Consider the following 16,354-nt stretch of genomic DNA (forward strand, 5'->3'; position numbering starts at 1 on the left):
AGACAAGCAATTTGCCTCGGAGGTAATTCTCGGGCTGAATGGAGGGCATGACCCCTCCAGAGACCGCCCCGGAGCACATCCCCGGCACCGGGACCGGGACCGGAACTGAAGTCACCACCGGCACCGGCACCGGAACGGAACCCGGCATCGAGCCCGGCGCCGCCGAGCCCCTGCCGGCCGTCGCCCCGCAGTTGCGCGCCCTGCGCCGCCGGGCCTCGCTCACCCTGGAGGCCGCGGCGCGGGCTGCCGGACTCTCCCCCGCCCACCTCTCCCGCCTGGAGACCGGCGGACGCCAGCCCTCCCTGCCCATGCTGCTCGCCCTCGCCCGTGTCTACGGTACGACGGTCTCCGAGGTGCTCGGCGAGACCGTCCCCGACCGGGACGCCGTGATCCGCGGCGACCACATGGACCCGACCGAGGCCGGCGGCTGGACCTACTGGCAGACCGGCGCCCCCGGCCGCGCCATGCAGGCCCTGCGGGTCAAGGTGCCCCACGGCTCCCAGGGCGACATCGTCCGGGTGCACCCCGGCGAGGAGTGGCTCTACGTCCTGAAGGGGCGGCTGCGGCTGCGCCTCGGTGACGCCGGGCACCAGCTCGGCCCCGGGGACAGCGCCCACTTCGACTCGCTCACCCCGCACCGGATCGCCGCCCGCGATCCGGAGGGCGTCGAGCTGCTCTTCGTCCACACCCTCTTGCAGAGCCCCACGGCCGCGCTGTGCCTCGGCCCGATCACGGGAGAAACGCGATGAGTGAGACCACCGGAACCACCGGGCCCACCGCAACCGGCGGGACCGCAGGAACCACCGGCGCCGGGCCCGCCGGGCCCGTCCAGCCCGCCAGGCCCGCCAAGGTCAAGGAGAAGCGGTACCCCGGCATCTGGATCCGGCTGTTCATCTATGTCGCGGTGGGGCATGTCTTCGCCGCGTTCCTCTATCTGCTCTTCGAGGTCGGCGCGAAGTAGACCGGCCGGACCGGTGGCGGCCGGGCGGCCGACGCGGCGGCACCGAGCCGCCGCCCGATCTCCCGGCCTCCCGGCCGTGCTCAGCCCTCAGCCCTTCAGCCCTTCAGCCCTCTCAGCCCACCAGCCGCTCCCGCAGCCGCTCACGGGTCTCCGGGGCGAGCTTCAGCCCCCGCTCCAGATACGGTTCGACACCGCCCCAGGTCTCCTCGATGGTCTCGAAGGCCGCCGTCAGATACTCGGCGCGCGCGTCGAAGAGCGGACTGAGCAGCTCCATGATCTCGGGGGTGTAGGCGGTCGCGGCGTCGCCGCCGCGGCGCACCTTGTAGCGGCGGTGCTTGGCGTTGGACTTCAGATAGTCCTCGAAGACCGCCTCCCGCTCCACCCCGACCGCCAGCAGGGTCACCGCGATCGACAGCCCCGCGCGGTCCTTCCCCGCCGCGCAGTGCATCAGCGCCGGGACGCTGTCCTCGGCGAGCGCGTGCAGCACCCGGGAGTGCTCACCCGTGCGCTCGACGACGATCCTGCGGTACGAGTCGATCATCCGGCCCGCCGCCCGGCCCTCGGAGAGGATCTCCCGGAGCTGCTCCACCTCGCCGTCCCGGACCATCGCCCAGAACTCCGCGCCCTCCGCCGGGTCGCTCAGCGGAATGTTCACATTGCGCACGCCGGGCAGTTCGACATCCCTGCCCTCCAGACCCCGGTCGGCGAAGTTGCGGAAGTCGAAGACGGTGTGCAGTCCGAGGCCGGTCAGGAAAGCGGCGTCCTCGGTGGTGGCGTGTGCGAGATGGCCGCTGCGGAACAGCACCCCGTACCGCACCCGGCGGCCGTCCACGGTCGGCAGTCCGCCGACGTCACGGAAATTGCGGATTCCGGCCAGTTCGGGCTCGGTCGACGGGACCTGCTGCGTCACGGGGGCTCCTCCCAGTCGGCTCGCCCGCCCGGCTCCGTTGCCGGGTGGCGGCTTCCCTTTGACGATACGACATGACGAAACGGGCGAAAGCCCACAAAGAACCCCATGCTTCACTCTGGCTGCTCGATGCACCACTTCTCCGACTGTGCCGCATGTGGGAATTCTGTCCGAATTGCCATTCTTCATTACCTTGATTACAACTCGCTCTGGAATAAAGGAAGCTGGCGCGGCACCACGTGAGCAGCGTCATATCCGTGACCGTCCGTCGCCCCTCATGCCCACGTAATCAACCCCGTTTTCATGGGCCCTTGAGTGATTCGACAGGTGGAAATGCGACGGAGGGTGACCGGGAATTACCCGCATGGATCAAGAACGGGGCCTTTACATGGAACCCCTTGCTTGTCCCCGTGCGTCCAGGTCGCTTACGTTCGCCACCGAATCCGGGCGGAACGCCGAATCCTGCCGCCGTCCGGACCCCGCAGAAACCCACCCGTGCACGGCAGGAGCGGGGGACCCACAGGACTCAACGCCTGTTCCGGTCTCCGGAACGGCTAGGGGTTTAGTCGCGTTCCCCCACGCGGCCGGGCATCTCCAGCTCGCACCCGACAGCTCACCTCGCAGGCGCCGGAGAGGAATTCACCATGCCCGCGAAGGGTAAGCACCGCCGTCCCCGGAGCCTGCGTCTGACACGCTCCCTCGCCGTCGCCGGAACCGGCGGCGCCGCACTCGCCCTCCCGCTGATGGGTGCCGCAGGCGCCCACGCGGCCCCCGGCCAGTCCGTTCCCCAGAAGCCGGCGGAAGCCGTCACTTCGGCACCCAGCGCGGTGCCCCAGCAGACCGTCACCCGGATCGCCGACCAGAAGTCCGCGGCCCCGCAGACCAGCACCCGGACCTACTCCGTGAAGGTCGGCGACTATCTCTCGAAGATCGCCGACGAGCAGGAGGTCAGCGGCGGCTGGCAGACCCTGTACGCCGACAACCGCGAGGCCGTGGGCGACGACCCGTCGCTCATCCACCCCGGCCTCAAGCTGACGCTCGGCGGCAAGGCGTCCGGCGGCACCACCGAGAGGACCGGCACGACCGGGACGACCGGCACCACCGAGAAGAGCGAGAAGGCCGAGAAGAGCGAGGAGACCAAGGAGACCCCCGCGACCAAGTCGTCCGGCTCCTCCTCGTCCTCCGGCTCCTCGAACACCCCCGCCCCGGCGTCGTCCTCGGGCGCCAGCCTCCCGGTCGCGGGCGGCGTGGGCACCGCGTACCGCCAGTCCGGCAGCATGTGGTCCAGCGGCTACCACACCGGTGTCGACTTCTCCGTCCCGACCGGCACCTCGCTCAAGGCCGTCGGCGCCGGCACGGTCGTCTCGGCCGGCTGGGGCGGCGCGTACGGCAACCAGGTCGTCATCCGGCTCGCCGACGGCTACTACGCCCAGTACGCCCACCTGTCCTCGCTGTCCGTCTCGGCGGGCCAGTCGGTGAGCGCCGGACAGCAGGTCGGCCTCTCCGGCGCGACCGGCAATGTCACCGGCCCGCACCTGCACTTCGAGATCCGCACCGGGCCGGACTACGGCTCCGATGTCGACCCCCTCGCCTATCTGCGGGGCAAGGGCCTCTCCATCGGCTGAGGCACCCGCCACGCGCACGCTCCGTAGGCCGGACCCCGATCCCCGGGTCCGGCCTACGGAGCGTTCACCACGACCCGGGACCGATGGTGGGGGACCCGACATCTGACGATCCGTCGGACATCCAGGTATTCCGCACTTGACCAAGCCTTGGTCCGTGGCTTATCTCACCGCCCGTCAACCCTTTATTACGGTCGCGTAGCTCACATTCGAAGGGGAATCATGGGGCGATGTGGCAGACGATTCGAAGAATGACACCAGATCAGTGATCGGGTCGTACGTGGCGGTGGGGGACAGCTTCACCGAGGGCGTGGGCGATCCCGGCCCCGACGGGGCACTTGTCGGCTGGGCGGACCGGTTCGCGGTCCTCCTCGCGGACCGGCGCCCGGAAGGCGACTTCGACTACACCAACCTCGCGGTGCGGGGCAGACTGCTGGACCAGGTCGTGACGGACCAGGTGCCGAGAGCCGCGGCCCTCGCGCCCGACCTGATCTCGTTCTGCGCGGGCGGCAACGACATCCTGCGGCCGGGCAGCGACCCGGACGACGTGGCCGAGCGCTTCGAGCGCGCGGTCGCCGTCCTCACCGAGGCGGCCGGCACCGTCCTCGTGACCACCGGCTTCGACCCCCGGGGGGTGCCGCTGCTCAAGCATCTGCGCGGGAAGATCGCGACCTACAACGGACATGTCCGGGCGGTGGCCGACCGGTACGGCTGCCCGGTGCTCGACCTGTGGTCCCTGAAGTCCGTCCAGGACCGCCGGGCCTGGGACGACGACCGGCTGCACCTCTCGGCCGAGGGTCACACCCGGGTGGCCCTGCGGGCGGGTCAGGCGCTCGGCGTGGACCCCCCGGCCGACCCCGAACAGCCCTGGCCCCCACGTCCACCGCGCGGCACCCTGGACGTCCGCCGCGACGATGTCCACTGGGCCCGCGAGTACCTGGTGCCCTGGATCGGGCGCCGCCTGCGCGGCGAGTCCTCCGGCGACCATGTCACCGCCAAGGGCGCGCTGTCCCCGGACGCCATCAGAACGCGCATCGCCTCCGTGGCCTGACCCCTGTCACGTTCTAGGGATGTGGGTGCGGCAGGTCCAGCTCCCGGGCGAGGGCCTCGTCGACCCACCGCTGCGCGCGGGCGCGGGAGACCGCGCCCGCGTACGACGTGAGCTGGACGGCGAGACCGTCGAGCAGCGCCGTCAGCCGCAGCGCGGCGGCCATGGGGTCCGCGCAGCGGAACTCCCCGGCGGCCACCCCCTCCGCGATCACCTCGGCGAGCGCCGACTTCCACTGCCGGTCCAGGTCCCGGGTGACCTCCGCCAGCGCCGGTTCGCGCAGCGCCACCGCCCAGCCCTCGATCCACAGCCGCCAGCCCTTGGCCGGTCCGGTGGGGGCGTACCAGCGCACCGCCGACCGCAACCGGCGCAGGGCGCTGGTCCGGCGGCCGAGCAGCGTGCGCAACTGGGCGAGATCGTCCTGCGCGGCATGGGTGAAGGCGGCGGCCACCAGCTTCTCCTTGGTGGAGAAGTGGTACAGCACGAGCGCGTTGCTCACCCCGAGCGCCGCGGCCACATCGGCGATCCGTACCGCCGCGACCCCGCGTTCCTCGATCTGTCCGACGGCGGCCCGCAACATCTCCTCACGCCGCTCCGCCACGCTCAACCGCACTCTCGCCATGGCGGCCCACCCTATCGCCCGCCCCGACGGCCACGCGGTCCCGCGGGCGGGTGCCCCGCCGGGGGCTGTCAGCGGTACCAGCCGTACCGCTCCGCGATCACCGGCAGCCGTTCCGCGGCGATCGCGTGGGCGGCGGCACGCGGGGTCGTGCCGTCGCGCTCCGCACGGGTCAGCATCAGCTCGACCAGCGCGCGCAGCGAGCGCCGGGTGTGCCGCAGGGCCCCCTCGGCGTCCGGGCCGATGTCCCCGAACAGGGTCCACCACCACCAGGCGTTGGTGCCGGAGTTGACCACGACATCGGGCAGTACGGTGATGCCCCGCGCGGCGAGCAGCTCCTCTGCCGCCGCCGTCACCGGCATGTTGGCCGCCTCCACGATCCAGCGGGCGGTGATCAGGTGCTGGTTCGTGGTGTCGATCGCGTAGGACACGGCGGCGGGCACCAGCACCTCCACCTCGGCGGCCAGCCAGGCGTCCCCCGGCAGTTCACGGTCCCCGGGGCGCAGCGCCGCCCGGTCCACCGTGCCGTACCCGTCCCGGGCCGCGAGCAGCGCCTCCACGTCCAGCCCGGCCGGATGGGCGACCGTGCCCGACACATCGGCGACGGCGGTCACGGCCAGCCCCGCGCGGGCCAGGAACCGGGCGGTGGCCCCGCCCATCGTGCCGAGCCCCTGCACCGCCACGCGCGTACCGGCGTACGGCACCCCGGCGCGGTCCAGTGCCGTGAGGGCCGCCTCGGCGACGCCGCAGCCGCCGACCAGTTCGTCCAGCCCGATGCCGTCCACCCGCACGGCGAAGGCGTCCGCGAGCCGCCGGCGCGCGGCCGGACCGTCGTCCAGGAGCGGGTGCACCGCCTGCACCGAGGACTCCAGCCCCGCCTCCGCCACCGCCCGGTCCACCAGGTCCTGGGTCAGCCCCAGATCCTCCCCGGTGGTCCAGAAGCGCTCGATGTACGGCCGCATCGCCCGCAGATAGCGCACCAGCACCCCATAGGCGTCCGGGGAGCGCGGATCGCAGTCGATACCGCCCTTGGCACCGCCGAGCGGCACATAGCGCGCCCCGGGGTCGTAGTGCAGCGCCTCCTTCATGGTCATGCCACGGGCGAGCCCCGTCACCTCGTCCAGGGTGCACCCCTCGCGCATCCGCAGCCCGCCGCTGGACACCCCCCGCACCAGCCGGTCGACCACCAGATAGCCCACCCGGCCCGTGACATGGTCGGACCAGGTGAGCGACAGCAGAGGGCCGCCGGTGCGGGGGGCTGGCATGGGGGTGCTCTCCTTCGAGGTGCGGCCGTACCGGTGCAGGGTGCCGCGGTGCCGTGCGGTACGGCGTGAGCGGTGACGGTACTGAATGACTGGTCAGTATCGAAGCCGGGGGCGGGCAGCGTCAATCGGCGTTGTCACAGGGGGCGACCATAATGGAGGTCTCAGCGACTCCACCTGGAGGTAATGTGGCCGGTTTCCGTTCCCCGGACTCGGGGCTCCGCGCGCTGCGGCCCGAGGCGTTCGGCGCGGACCCGAGCGGCGAGCGTCTGGCGCGCATCCGCAGATCGCCCCACTTCAGGGACGGTGTCTTCCAGAACCCGGGCGGGGTGGCGCGCACCAGCCCGTCGTCCCTGCTCGGCTTCGCGAAGCAGTACTTCGACGGGGACGCCCGGCGCCGCCGCTCCCCGTCCGCCCCGATCCCGGTGCACCCCACCACCCTCGCCGACCTGGCCCGCCCCCCGGCGTCCGGCCTCCGGCTGACCTGGATGGGCCATTCCAGCGTGCTCGCCGAGATCGACGGCGCCCGGGTGCTCTTCGACCCGGTCTGGGGCGAGCGCTGCTCCCCCTTCCCGTTCGCCGGGCCCAAGCGGCTGCACCCGGCCCCGCTCCCGCTCACGGCGCTGGGCCCGGTCGATGTGATCGTCATCTCCCACGACCACTACGACCATCTGGACCTGCCCACGATCAAGACGCTGGCCGGTACGGACACCGTGTTCGCCGTCCCGCTAGGCGTCGGCGCCCATCTCGAGCACTGGGGCGTGGCCCCGGACCGGCTGCGCGAGCTGGACTGGCACGAGTCGACCGCGATCGCCGGTCTCACCCTCACCGCCACCCCGGCCCGCCACTTCTGCGGACGCGGGCTGCGCAACACCCAGCACACCCTGTGGGCGTCCTGGGCCGTCGCGGGGGAGCGGCACCGCATATTCCACAGCGGCGACACCGGCTACTTCGAGGGCTTCCGGGACATCGGCGCGGCCCACGGCCCGTTCGACGCCACGATGATCCAGCTCGGCGCCTACAGCGAGTTCTGGCCCGACATCCATATGACGCCAAAGGAGGCCCTGCGGGCCCATCTCGACCTCCAGGGCGGCAGCCCCGGCGGGGTGCTGCTGCCCATCCACTGGGGCACCTTCAACCTCGCCGGGCACCCCTGGGCGGAGCCCGCCGAGTGGACCGCCGACGCCGCCGGGGACGCGGGCCAGCGAGCCGCCTTCCCGCACCCCGGCCGCCCCTTCGAACCGGAGGGCGTCCTGCCCACCGAGCGCTGGTGGCGGGCGGTCTCCCCGCGCATCGACAGGCCCTGGCGGGAGCAGACCGGTACCCCGGCGGAGCCGGGGACCACGGCGACGGCCGCCGACGCCGATCCGGGCTCGCCGGGGACTCCCGGTACGGGCACCCGGGGTGGCCTCGATCTGGCCGGGGATCGGTGAGGTAGGGAGCTGAGGGCGGGCGCGGGCCGATGTCAGGGATTCGGCCCGCGCCCCCGGCTTCTCAGCTCCGGTCGGCCGGCGAGCCGGGGTGCGAGGGCCGCGCGGGAGCGGTGCCGGGGCGCACGCGGGGCACGCGGGCTTCCGGCCTGGGCCGGGTCGGGGTCCAGGAGGGGTCGGCCCGGCGGACGGCGGGGTGGCCCACGGGGGCGACCGGGGGGTGGAGGGGGTGGGGCTCAGTGCCCTGGGGTCGGAGCATGGTGTTCATCCTTCGGCCTGGTGGGGGAGGGGCCGGCGGTGGTCTCGAAGGGGTCCGGCACCGCCGCGTGCGGAGCGCCGTGCGTGAGGTTCCCGGCGGCGCCGGGCCGTACGGCGTCCGGGGTCCCGTCGGCCGGTACGCGGTCGTGGGGACCGGTCGCCGATGCGGGGGCGGTGCCTTGAGCCTCGTCCGGCGCCATGGCGGGGGACGCGGGGGGCGCCGGGACGAGGCTTGCCGGAGCCGCCGGGACGGAAGTCGCCGGGATCGACCGGCTCCCCGGTACCGGGACAGCCGGGATCACCGGGACCGGCGTCGCCGCCGGGGCGGCCGAGACAGCCGGGACCGGCGTCGCCGGGGCGGCCGTCGTCAGTTCCGCCCAGACGATCAGACCGGTGCCGTCGGCCGTGGTCCCGATGCCCCATTCGGCGCTCACCGCGGCGACCAGCAGCAGACCGCGCCCGCTCTGGTCGTCGGGGGCCGAGCAGCGGGGCGTGGGCAGGGCGGTACAGCGGTTCTGGTCCTCCACCTCGATCCGCAGCGCCGTCGCGGTCCGGCACAGCCGGTACACCACGTACTCGCTGGCCGAGTGGGTCACCGCGTTGGTCACCAGTTCCGAGGTGACGACGATCGCGTCGTCCTGGATCTCGTCGGCTATGCGCCAGGCGGCCAGCAGGGCCCGGACACGGCGACGGGCCGCGCCGACGGACGCCGGGACGGCCGGGAGGGTGAACGCGTCCGATAAGCGTGCCGCGGCCTCCCCGGCGGGGTGGGACGCGGGGGAGGGGTGATCCCCGGAGGCGAGGCGGTCGGGGCACGGGACCCCAGGGAGTTGACCGCTGAACTCGCCTCCGGGTGGTTCTGGAGCGCGCGTGTGCTCACGCGCGCCGCCGTGCCGGTCGTCATGCGGGCGCCTGCTCGCGGGCACCGCTCTCAGCAAGCCGGACAGGGGCAGTTGTGCCGGCGGGTGGGGGAGGTAGGGCGAAGCCATCGCCGCACGCCTTTCGTCTGCCATGTGCCCGGGGCCGCACCGGAGTCGCACCATGGGCCCGGCCACGCGCGGGTGCGGTGGTCAGCCGCATCCGACGACAGTGGGTCACTGTCCGCCCGGCTCAACTGAGCTGTGGTCCTTGCCGATTGAGCGCGCCGGGACAGTGGGTCCAATGTGTCATCCGGCAACGACCTTTCGCAACCTGCAAGTTGAAAATTGCAAAGAGGCCCGTGCATGCTGAGGGCGGAGGACGGCAGAAGGTGATCGACCCCACGGGTGGCAGAGATCGCGTGAGACGGTTGGCCCTGGAACCCGGAGGCATCAAGGGGGTAAGGCGTGACCGCGGAGACCGACTGGGGCGGCGCTCCCTCCGTCCTGCGCATGATCCTGGGACGGCAACTGGAGGAGCTGCGGGTCCGGGCCGGTCTGACGTTCGAACAGGCCGGTGAGGCGATCGGGGTCAGCCACTCCACGATCCGCCGGATGGAGGCCGCCAAGGTCGCCCGGCTGCGCCTCGCGGACGCCGAGAAACTGCTCCAGGTCTACGGCGTCACGGACCCGCAGGAGATCGACACCTTTCTGAAGTCGGTGCGCGAGGCCAACAAGCGCGGCTGGTGGCACACCTACCGCGATGTCATGCCGGACTGGTTCGCCGCGTACCTCAGCCTGGAGCAGGCCGCGCTCCAGATCCGCGCCTACGAGAACCAGTTCGTGCACGGACTCCTCCAGACCAGGGCCTACGCCCGTGCCCTGCTCGGCGCCGGGAACCCGCACGCCGCCCCGGAGGCCACCGAGCGCCGGGTGGCGCTGCGGATGCGCCGCCAGGAGCTGCTGACCCGGCCGGTGCCGCCGCGGCTGTGGGTGGTGATGGACGAGACCGTGCTGCGCTGGCCGGTCGGCGGCGCGGAGGTGATGCGCGCGCAGATCGACCATCTCATCGAGATGAACCGGCTGCCGCATGTGACGCTCCAGGTCATGCGGTTCGCCAATGGCCCGCACCCGGCGATGCGGGCGGGCGCGTACCACATCTTCCGGTTCCGGGCCCGCGAGCTGCCCGACATCGTCTACCTCAACGGCCTCGTGGGTGCCGTGTATCTGGACAAGAAGGACGACGTCGTGGTGTACCGCGAGGCCCTGGACCGGCTGGGCGCCCAGGCGCCGCCCAGCAGTAGGACGGAGGCCCATCTCGGAGCGATCCGCAAGGAGTTCTAGCGACCCGCAAGGAAGTTCTGGCGACCCGCAAGGAGTTCCGGCGATCAGGAGTTCTCAGGAGTCTTCGAGGAGTTCTATGGAGTCACACGTGCCCCACCAGGAACCCCAGCCACCCGCTCGCCCCAGCCCCAGCCCTCGCCCCCGTCCCCGCCCCCCGGTCCGCAACGGCATGCCCGCCCGCGAGCTGGACGCCACCGGCTGGGCCAAGCCCTGGAGCGACGACGCGGGCGGCGCCTGCGTCGAGGTGATGAAACTGGCCGACGGACGGGTCGCCGTCCGCCAGTCGACCGATCCGGACGGCCCGGCCCTGGTGTTCACTCCGAGGGAGATGTCCCGATTCCTCTGGGGTGTGAAGGCGGGTGACGCCGACTTTCTGCTGTGAACCCGCGGGTTCCCCGGGCGAACCACCGGTTCCCCTGCTGTTATCGCATAGCGCCGGACCCCACTATCGCCGGACCTGGCTCATGTCACCGTCCCGACCCGAAAGGAAGCCCCCGCGTTGCCTGACAACGGATGGCCCGCCGACCGAATCGACACCGAGCACGCGCACTCCGCGCGGATCTACGACTACATCCTGGGCGGCAAGGACTACTACCCCGCCGACCAGGAGGCGGGCGATGCCATGTCCCGGGAGTGGCCCGCGCTCCCCATCCATATGCGGGCCAACCGCGACTGGATGAACCGGGCCGTGCGCTGGCTCGCCGAGGACGCCGGGATGCGCCAGTTCCTGGACATCGGCACCGGCATCCCCACCTCGCCCAATCTGCACGAGATCGCCCAGGCGGTGGCACCCGAGTCCCGGGTCGTCTACGTCGACAACGACCCGATCGTCCTCACCCTCTCCCAGGGCCTGCTGGCCAGCACGCCCGAGGGGCGGACGGCGTACATCGAGGCCGACTTCCGCGACCCCGGCTCCATCCTGGACGCCCCCGAACTGCGCGAGACCCTCGACCTGGACCGGCCGGTGGCGCTCACCGTCATCGCCATCGTCCACTTCATCCTGGACGAGGACGACGCGGTCGCGATCGTGCGCCGGCTGCTGGAGCCGCTGCCGTCCGGGAGCTATCTCGCGATGTCCATCGGCACCGCCGAGTTCGCCCCGGAGGACGTGGCCCGGGTCGCCCGGGAGTACGCGGCCCGGGACATGCCGATGCGGCTGCGGACCATGGACGAGGCGCACGAGTTCTTCGACGGTCTCGACCTGGTCGAGCCCGGCATCGTCCAGGTCCACAAGTGGCACCCCGACGGCACCGGCGAGCAGAACATCCGCGACGCGGACATCGCGATGTACGGGGCGGTCGCCCGCAAGCCCTGACCCCCCTCCCGTCGGTGACGGTGGGTGAGGTTCTGGGGTGGGCGCCCGGAGGTCGGAAACGGTCGCCGGGCGCCCGGAACGATCGATCCCGCCCGGACGGCGGGGGTGGAGGAGCCCGGCGCCCCTCCGCCCCCGCCGTCTCTTCATGACCGCAACCGACCAGCATTGATCGCATCCGCACCGACAGCCCGCCGTACCCCGGCCGACTTATCGGTCTGTCGTACGACGCCTCATACCAGAGCGGGACGCAGGGCGGAGGAGTTTGTCAACTGCCCACCGCACATGATGCATCGGCGACTACTGTGAGTGTCCGTCGGGCGACGAGAAGCCGAACAGCCGATCACCCGGCCCCGCTCTCACGACCGGCACCGCGAGGGCACCCCCGCCCGCCTCGCGCCCCGCGCGCGAGCCACCGGCCCCGACCGACGGACCAGTACGAGGAAACCGATGTCACACCTCCGCGCACCGGCCGCACGCGCAGACCGCCGTGAAGGCGGCCGGCACGGACGGCCGGTCGCCCGCACCACCCCCTCGCTGCCCGAGGCCCCCATACGCCCACAGCTCATGCGGCTCGCGGTCCTGCCCCCGGTCGCGGTCGCCCTCGGCGCCGCCTCCGCCGTCCTCTTCACCGTCCGCACCGCCCGCCTGCCGCTCAGCCCCACCCTGCTCGCCGTGCTGGCCGGAGCCGTCTCGGTGACCGTCGCCGCGGTCGCCATCGCCGCCGTCGCCGCCCGCCGCGCCACCCGCTCCGTCCAGGAACGGGTCGAGGCGCTGCGCCGCGGCGCCACCCGCCGCGAGGCCGAACTCCGCGCCCTGGTCGACACCCTGCGCCGCGGCGAGGAGCCGCCCCGCCGCAAGACCCGCGGCACCCCGCCCGCCGACGCCGACGAGTTCGAACTCCTCGCCGCCGATCTCGCCCGCGCCCACGACGGCGCCCTCGCCTGTGTCGTCCAGGCCGCCCAGCTCTCCAGCCGGACCGGCAGCGAACAGAAACTGGAGGTCTTCGTCAATCTCGCCCGGCGCCTCCAGTCCCTGGTGCACCGCGAGATCGCCATCCTCGACGACCTGGAGAACGAACTGGAGGACCCCGAACTCCTCAAGGGCCTCTTCCAGGTCGACCACCTCGCCACCCGCATCCGCCGCCACGCCGAGAACCTCGCCGTGCTCGGCGGCGCCGTCTCCCGCCGCCAGTGGAGCAACCCGGTCCCCGTGACCGAGGTGCTGCGCTCCGCCATCGCCGAGGTCGAGCAGTACTCCCGGGTCAAACTGGTCCCCCCGGTCGACGGCACCCTGCGCGGCCACGCCGTCGCCGACGTCATCCATCTGCTCGCCGAACTCGTCGAGAACGCCACGCTGTTCTCCGCCCCGCAGACCCAGGTCCTGCTGCGGGCCGGTCTCGTCACCTCCGGGCTCGCCATCGAGGTCGAGGACCGCGGCCTCGGGATGCCCGTCGAGGAGCAGACCAGGATGAACGCCCTGCTGACCGACCCGGACCAGGTCCAGGTCGCCAGCCTGCTCGCCGACGGCCGCATCGGCCTGTTCGTGGTCTCCCAGCTCGCCCGCCGCCACCGCATCACGGTCCGCCTCCAGACCAATATCTACGGCGGTGTCCAGGCCGTCCTCGTCGTCCCCGAGGCCCTCCTCGGCACCCCGCCCCCGACCATGGACCAGACCGGCACCGGCACCGGCGCCCTGCCGGTCGCGCACCACGCCGGGTACGGGACGGCGGGCGCCCTCACCGGGCCCTACGGCGGCGCCGGGTACCCGGCCGGGACGTACGACACGGGGGGCGTGCCGGTCGCGTACGGCACCGTGAGCCCACCGGCCGACGGGGTCTTCGCGGCACAGGGCACCGGGAGCGGTCCCCACCCCGGGGCCGAGCCCCTGCCCGTACGGGGCGCCCACGACGAGTGGCCCGGGGAACGGTCCGCGATGGTCCCCGCCCCCGGCACCCCCGGCACCCCCGACGCCCCCAGCACCCCCGGTATCCCCTCCGCCGAACGGTCGTTCCTGGAGGAACACGCCACCACCCCCCTGACCCCCCGCTCCGGCGCCGTGCCCGGCACCACCGGCCGCCCCCGCCTGCCCCGGCGCCACGCCCAGCACCACCTGGCGCCCCAACTGCGCGAACGCCCCGCAGGCCGCGCGGAGCCCGGCACCGACGAGGGCCACGACCCCGGGCTGATGGCCGCCTACCAGCGCGGTGTCAGCCTCGCCGAGGCCCGCTACGGCCCCGACCCGGACCCCGTCCCGCCGAACCTCCCGCCGGACCCGTCCCCCGGCCTCCCGCCGAACCTCCCGCCGGACCTCCCGGCGCCGCGCCCGGCCCTGCTGCCGTCCCGCACCGCCGCGCACCACACCCACCACCCCACCCACCACCACACCGTCCGGCACGACGGGAGCGCTCCCGCCGGATGAGAACCCCCCGCCCCACCACCCCCGTCATCCCCACCGCTCCCGCAGACCTTCGTACCCCAAGGAGTCGATCCACCATGGCGAGCGATGCGCACACCGGCCACGCATCCGATCTCGACTGGCTGATGAGCGGCCTCGTGCAGCGCGTACCGCACACCAGCAGCGCCGTCCTCCTCTCCAGCGACGGACTGGTCAAGTCGGTGCACGGCCTCGACCCCGACAGCGCCGACCACATGGCGGCCCTGGCCTCCGGGCTCTACTCGCTCGGCCGCAGCGCCGGTGTCCGCTTCGGCGACAGCGGCGACGTCCGCCAGGTCGTGGTCGAACTCGACGCGATGCTGCTCTTCGTCACCAAGGCCGGATCGGGCACCTGCCTCGCCGTCCTGGCGGGCCGGGACGCCGACGCCGCGGTGCTCGGCTACGAGATGGCCATGCTGGTCAAGAGCGTCCGCCCCTATCTGGTCACCGCGCCCCGCCAGCACGCGGTCGAACCCACGGCGATGAGGTCCTGAGCGTGGTGGCGGCCGGCGACGGGCCCTGGCTCGACGAGGCGGCGGGACGGCTGGTGCGGCCGTTCACCGTCAGCAACGGCCGCACCCGTCCGACCGTCGCACTCGATCTGATGTCACAGGTGATGGCCACCGGGGCGACCCCCCTCGGCTATCTCGGTCCGGAGCACGCACAGGCGCTCGCCCTGTGCCGGGCACCCGTCCCCGTCGCCGAGGTGGCAGCCCACCTGAAGCTGCCGGCGGTGGTCACCAAGGTGCTGCTGTCCGACCTAGTCGACTGCGGGGTGCTCACGACCAGGCCCCCCGCGTTCCACCACAACCCCACAGACCGGGCTCTTCTGGAGGCAGTGCTCGATGGACTACGACGACAGCTCTGACCACGACGACCGGCGCCCCGCCGACCCCACCCCCACCCCCACCCCCACCCTCAATCCCACCCCTACCCTCAACCCCGTCCCCACGCTCACCCCCGTCCCCGCCTACGACGCCCGCTCCCACGACCCCGGCCCGCGCGTCCCGCGCAGCCGCCGCGACCCCGGCCACGACGGGCGCGGCGGGGACGGCGACCCCTTCCCCACCGCGCTGAAGATCCTGATCGCGGGCGGCTTCGGCGTCGGCAAGACCACCTTCGTCGGCGCGGTCAGCGAGATCGCCCCGCTCAGCACCGAGGAACTGCTCACCACGGTCAGCGCGGCCACCGACAGCCTCGACGGCGTCGAGAACAAGGTCGAGACCACCGTCGCCATGGACTTCGGCCGGATCACCCTCGACCCCCGGCACGTCCTGTACCTGTTCGGCACCCCCGGACAGCAACGGTTCTGGTTCATGTGGGACGAGCTGTCCGAGGGCGCCCTCGGCGCGGTCGTACTGGCCGACACCCGGCGCCTCGCCGAGTGCTTCGCCGCCATCGACTTCTTCGAGGAACGCGGCCTCGGCTTCATCGTCGCCGTCAACGAGTTCGACGGCGGTCACCGCTACGAGCCCGACGAGGTGCGTGCCGCGCTCGACCTGGACCCGAGGATCCCCGTCGTGCGCTGCGACGCCCGGATCTCCGCGTCCGGGGTGGAGACCCTGCTCACCCTCGTACGGCATCTGATCGAGCACGCCCCGGCTCCCGCGCCGAGCCATGGCGTGCCCCGGTGACCGCCGTCCCGCCGCCCGCCCCGGCCCACCCATCGGAGCCGCCCATGCCCAGCGTCCACCGCGCGGGAGCCGTGCGATGAGCTACGACCCGCCGCGCCCGGCCGGTCGGCTGCTGCTCACACCCGAGGACAAGGAGGCCCCGGCCCGCGCCCGCCGACTGCGCGGGCTGGGCTTCGGCACCCGTCCGGAACCCGCCCTCGACGCCTTCGCGACCGGCCTCGCCGACCATGTGGGGGTGCCCTACGCGATGGTCAACTTCCTCTGCGAACAGGGACAGTTCTTTGTCGGGCTGCATGTGGTGGACCCCGTGCCGGTGGTCCGGGAGGACGGCACCCGGCCCGAGATCGGCCGCTTCCAGCCGCGCGACCACGGCTACTGCCCGCATGTGGTGGCGCGGCGCCGGGCCCTGGCCCTGGACGACGTCCGCGACTTCCCGCGGTTCGCGGGCAACGCGGTCGTCGACGCGTACGGCGTCCGGTCGTATCTGGGCGCGCCGATGATCGACGCCTCGGGGATGGTCCTGGGCACGGTCTCCGTCGCCGACATCGACCCCCGCCCCTGGGGCCGACCCGGTCTGGAGACCATGAAGGCCGCCGCCGCGGAACTCACCGCACGGCTGGAGCGCCGGGAGACGGGCGGGTTCCCGGCGCTGTGACGCCGCGGG

At 72.8% G+C, this 16,354-nt stretch carries 17 protein-coding genes and 1 riboswitch; of the genes, 13 read left to right on the forward strand and 4 right to left on the reverse strand.

Annotation, left to right across the window (positions count from 1 at the left end; all coding sequences use genetic code 11):
- The first annotated feature begins 47 nt into the window (after positions 1-47).
- Together AB0O01_RS09040 and AB0O01_RS09045 are read left to right on the forward strand one after the other, a co-directional pair.
- The gene (locus tag AB0O01_RS09040; protein WP_365311834.1) at positions 48-749 is read left to right on the forward strand and encodes an XRE family transcriptional regulator; all 702 of its coding nucleotides are present in this window, start codon (positions 48-50) and stop codon (positions 747-749) included.
- A complete protein-coding gene (locus AB0O01_RS09045; protein ID WP_365311835.1) occupies positions 746-961 on the forward strand; it encodes a DUF6126 family protein in 216 nt (71 codons plus the stop codon). Before AB0O01_RS09040 ends, AB0O01_RS09045 begins: the two co-directional genes overlap by 4 nt.
- Positions 962-1,073: 112 nt before the next feature.
- Here AB0O01_RS09045 and AB0O01_RS09050 read toward each other — a convergent pair whose 3' ends face one another.
- Positions 1,074-1,871, reverse strand: a complete 798-nt coding sequence (locus AB0O01_RS09050) for a tyrosine-protein phosphatase (protein ID WP_365311836.1) — start codon at positions 1,869-1,871, stop codon at positions 1,074-1,076.
- Positions 1,872-2,338: 467 nt separating this feature from the next.
- Positions 2,339-2,508: riboswitch (cyclic di-AMP (ydaO/yuaA leader) on the forward strand.
- A 4-nt stretch (positions 2,509-2,512) separates the two neighbouring features.
- On the opposite strand from AB0O01_RS09050, the gene AB0O01_RS09055 reads away from it, so the two are divergent.
- Both AB0O01_RS09055 and AB0O01_RS09060 read left to right on the forward strand, forming a co-directional pair.
- Entirely contained in the window at positions 2,513-3,493 is a 981-nt protein-coding gene (locus tag AB0O01_RS09055) for a M23 family metallopeptidase (RefSeq protein ID WP_365311837.1), read from the forward strand.
- Positions 3,494-3,755: 262 nt separating this feature from the next.
- Positions 3,756-4,541, forward strand: coding sequence for an SGNH/GDSL hydrolase family protein (locus AB0O01_RS09060; RefSeq protein ID WP_365312410.1), 786 nt, complete (start codon positions 3,756-3,758; stop codon positions 4,539-4,541).
- A 13-nt stretch (positions 4,542-4,554) separates the two neighbouring features.
- Here AB0O01_RS09060 and AB0O01_RS09065 read toward each other — a convergent pair whose 3' ends face one another.
- Both AB0O01_RS09065 and AB0O01_RS09070 read right to left on the reverse strand, forming a co-directional pair.
- A complete protein-coding gene (locus AB0O01_RS09065) occupies positions 4,555-5,160 on the reverse strand; it encodes a TetR family transcriptional regulator C-terminal domain-containing protein (RefSeq protein WP_365311838.1) in 606 nt (201 codons plus the stop codon).
- 68 nt (positions 5,161-5,228) lie between these two features.
- Positions 5,229-6,422 (reverse strand): Glu/Leu/Phe/Val dehydrogenase dimerization domain-containing protein, encoded by a 1,194-nt coding sequence (locus AB0O01_RS09070; RefSeq protein WP_365311839.1) that lies wholly within the window; start codon positions 6,420-6,422, stop codon positions 5,229-5,231.
- Between the two features lie 185 nt (positions 6,423-6,607).
- Here AB0O01_RS09070 and AB0O01_RS09075 point away from each other — a divergent pair, with 185 nt between their 5' ends.
- Positions 6,608-7,852, forward strand: coding sequence for an MBL fold metallo-hydrolase (locus AB0O01_RS09075; RefSeq protein ID WP_365311840.1), 1,245 nt, complete (start codon positions 6,608-6,610; stop codon positions 7,850-7,852).
- Positions 7,853-8,085: 233 nt separating this feature from the next.
- Here AB0O01_RS09075 and AB0O01_RS09080 read toward each other — a convergent pair whose 3' ends face one another.
- On the reverse strand, positions 8,086-9,096 hold the full coding sequence (locus tag AB0O01_RS09080) for an ATP-binding protein (RefSeq protein WP_365311841.1): 1,011 nt from the start codon (positions 9,094-9,096) through the stop codon (positions 8,086-8,088).
- A gap of 336 nt (positions 9,097-9,432) precedes the next feature.
- On the opposite strand from AB0O01_RS09080, the gene AB0O01_RS09085 reads away from it, so the two are divergent.
- The 8 genes from AB0O01_RS09085 to AB0O01_RS09120 all read left to right on the forward strand — a co-directional run bounded on the left by AB0O01_RS09085 (position 9,433) and on the right by AB0O01_RS09120 (position 16,345).
- Positions 9,433-10,308 carry a helix-turn-helix transcriptional regulator gene (locus AB0O01_RS09085; protein ID WP_365311842.1) on the forward strand — a complete coding sequence of 292 codons (876 nt, stop codon included), beginning with the start codon at positions 9,433-9,435 and terminating at the stop codon, positions 10,306-10,308.
- Positions 10,309-10,477: 169 nt separating this feature from the next.
- Entirely contained in the window at positions 10,478-10,690 is a 213-nt protein-coding gene (locus AB0O01_RS09090; RefSeq protein WP_365311843.1) for a DUF397 domain-containing protein, read from the forward strand.
- Positions 10,691-10,807: 117 nt separating this feature from the next.
- A complete protein-coding gene (locus AB0O01_RS09095) occupies positions 10,808-11,623 on the forward strand; it encodes an SAM-dependent methyltransferase (RefSeq protein WP_365311844.1) in 816 nt (271 codons plus the stop codon).
- Between the two features lie 447 nt (positions 11,624-12,070).
- Positions 12,071-14,041: an ATP-binding protein gene (locus tag AB0O01_RS09100; RefSeq protein WP_365311845.1), complete on the forward strand. Its 1,971-nt coding sequence runs from the start codon at positions 12,071-12,073 to the stop codon at positions 14,039-14,041.
- Between the two features lie 74 nt (positions 14,042-14,115).
- Entirely contained in the window at positions 14,116-14,550 is a 435-nt protein-coding gene (locus AB0O01_RS09105; RefSeq protein WP_365311846.1) for a roadblock/LC7 domain-containing protein, read from the forward strand.
- A 2-nt stretch (positions 14,551-14,552) separates the two neighbouring features.
- Positions 14,553-14,924, forward strand: a complete 372-nt coding sequence (locus AB0O01_RS09110; protein ID WP_365311847.1) for a DUF742 domain-containing protein — start codon at positions 14,553-14,555, stop codon at positions 14,922-14,924.
- 205 nt (positions 14,925-15,129) lie between these two features.
- Positions 15,130-15,690: an ATP/GTP-binding protein gene (locus AB0O01_RS09115; RefSeq protein ID WP_365312412.1), complete on the forward strand. Its 561-nt coding sequence runs from the start codon at positions 15,130-15,132 to the stop codon at positions 15,688-15,690.
- Positions 15,691-15,766: 76 nt separating this feature from the next.
- Positions 15,767-16,345, forward strand: coding sequence for a GAF domain-containing protein (locus AB0O01_RS09120; protein ID WP_365311848.1), 579 nt, complete (start codon positions 15,767-15,769; stop codon positions 16,343-16,345).
- Positions 16,346-16,354 lie beyond the last annotated feature (9 nt).

Origin of the sequence: Streptomyces sp. NPDC093252 (assembly GCF_040683675.1) — a bacterium.
GTDB lineage: Bacteria > Actinomycetota > Actinomycetes > Streptomycetales > Streptomycetaceae > Streptomyces.

Coding starts and splice junctions, on each gene's coding strand:
- AB0O01_RS09055 (WP_365311837.1), top strand. CDS start 2,513: ATGCCCGCGAAGGGTAAGCACCGCCGTCCCCGGAGCCTGCGTCTGACA.
- AB0O01_RS09065 (WP_365311838.1), bottom strand. CDS start 5,160: ATGGCGAGAGTGCGGTTGAGCGTGGCGGAGCGGCGTGAGGAGATGTTG.
- AB0O01_RS09080 (WP_365311841.1), bottom strand. CDS start 9,096: ATGGCTTCGCCCTACCTCCCCCACCCGCCGGCACAACTGCCCCTGTCC.
- AB0O01_RS09105 (WP_365311846.1), top strand. CDS start 14,116: ATGGCGAGCGATGCGCACACCGGCCACGCATCCGATCTCGACTGGCTG.
- AB0O01_RS09090 (WP_365311843.1), top strand. CDS start 10,478: ATGCCCGCCCGCGAGCTGGACGCCACCGGCTGGGCCAAGCCCTGGAGC.
- AB0O01_RS09070 (WP_365311839.1), bottom strand. CDS start 6,422: ATGCCAGCCCCCCGCACCGGCGGCCCTCTGCTGTCGCTCACCTGGTCC.
- AB0O01_RS09040 (WP_365311834.1), top strand. CDS start 48: ATGACCCCTCCAGAGACCGCCCCGGAGCACATCCCCGGCACCGGGACC.
- AB0O01_RS09100 (WP_365311845.1), top strand. CDS start 12,071: ATGTCACACCTCCGCGCACCGGCCGCACGCGCAGACCGCCGTGAAGGC.
- AB0O01_RS09045 (WP_365311835.1), top strand. CDS start 746: ATGAGTGAGACCACCGGAACCACCGGGCCCACCGCAACCGGCGGGACC.
- AB0O01_RS09120 (WP_365311848.1), top strand. CDS start 15,767: ATGAGCTACGACCCGCCGCGCCCGGCCGGTCGGCTGCTGCTCACACCC.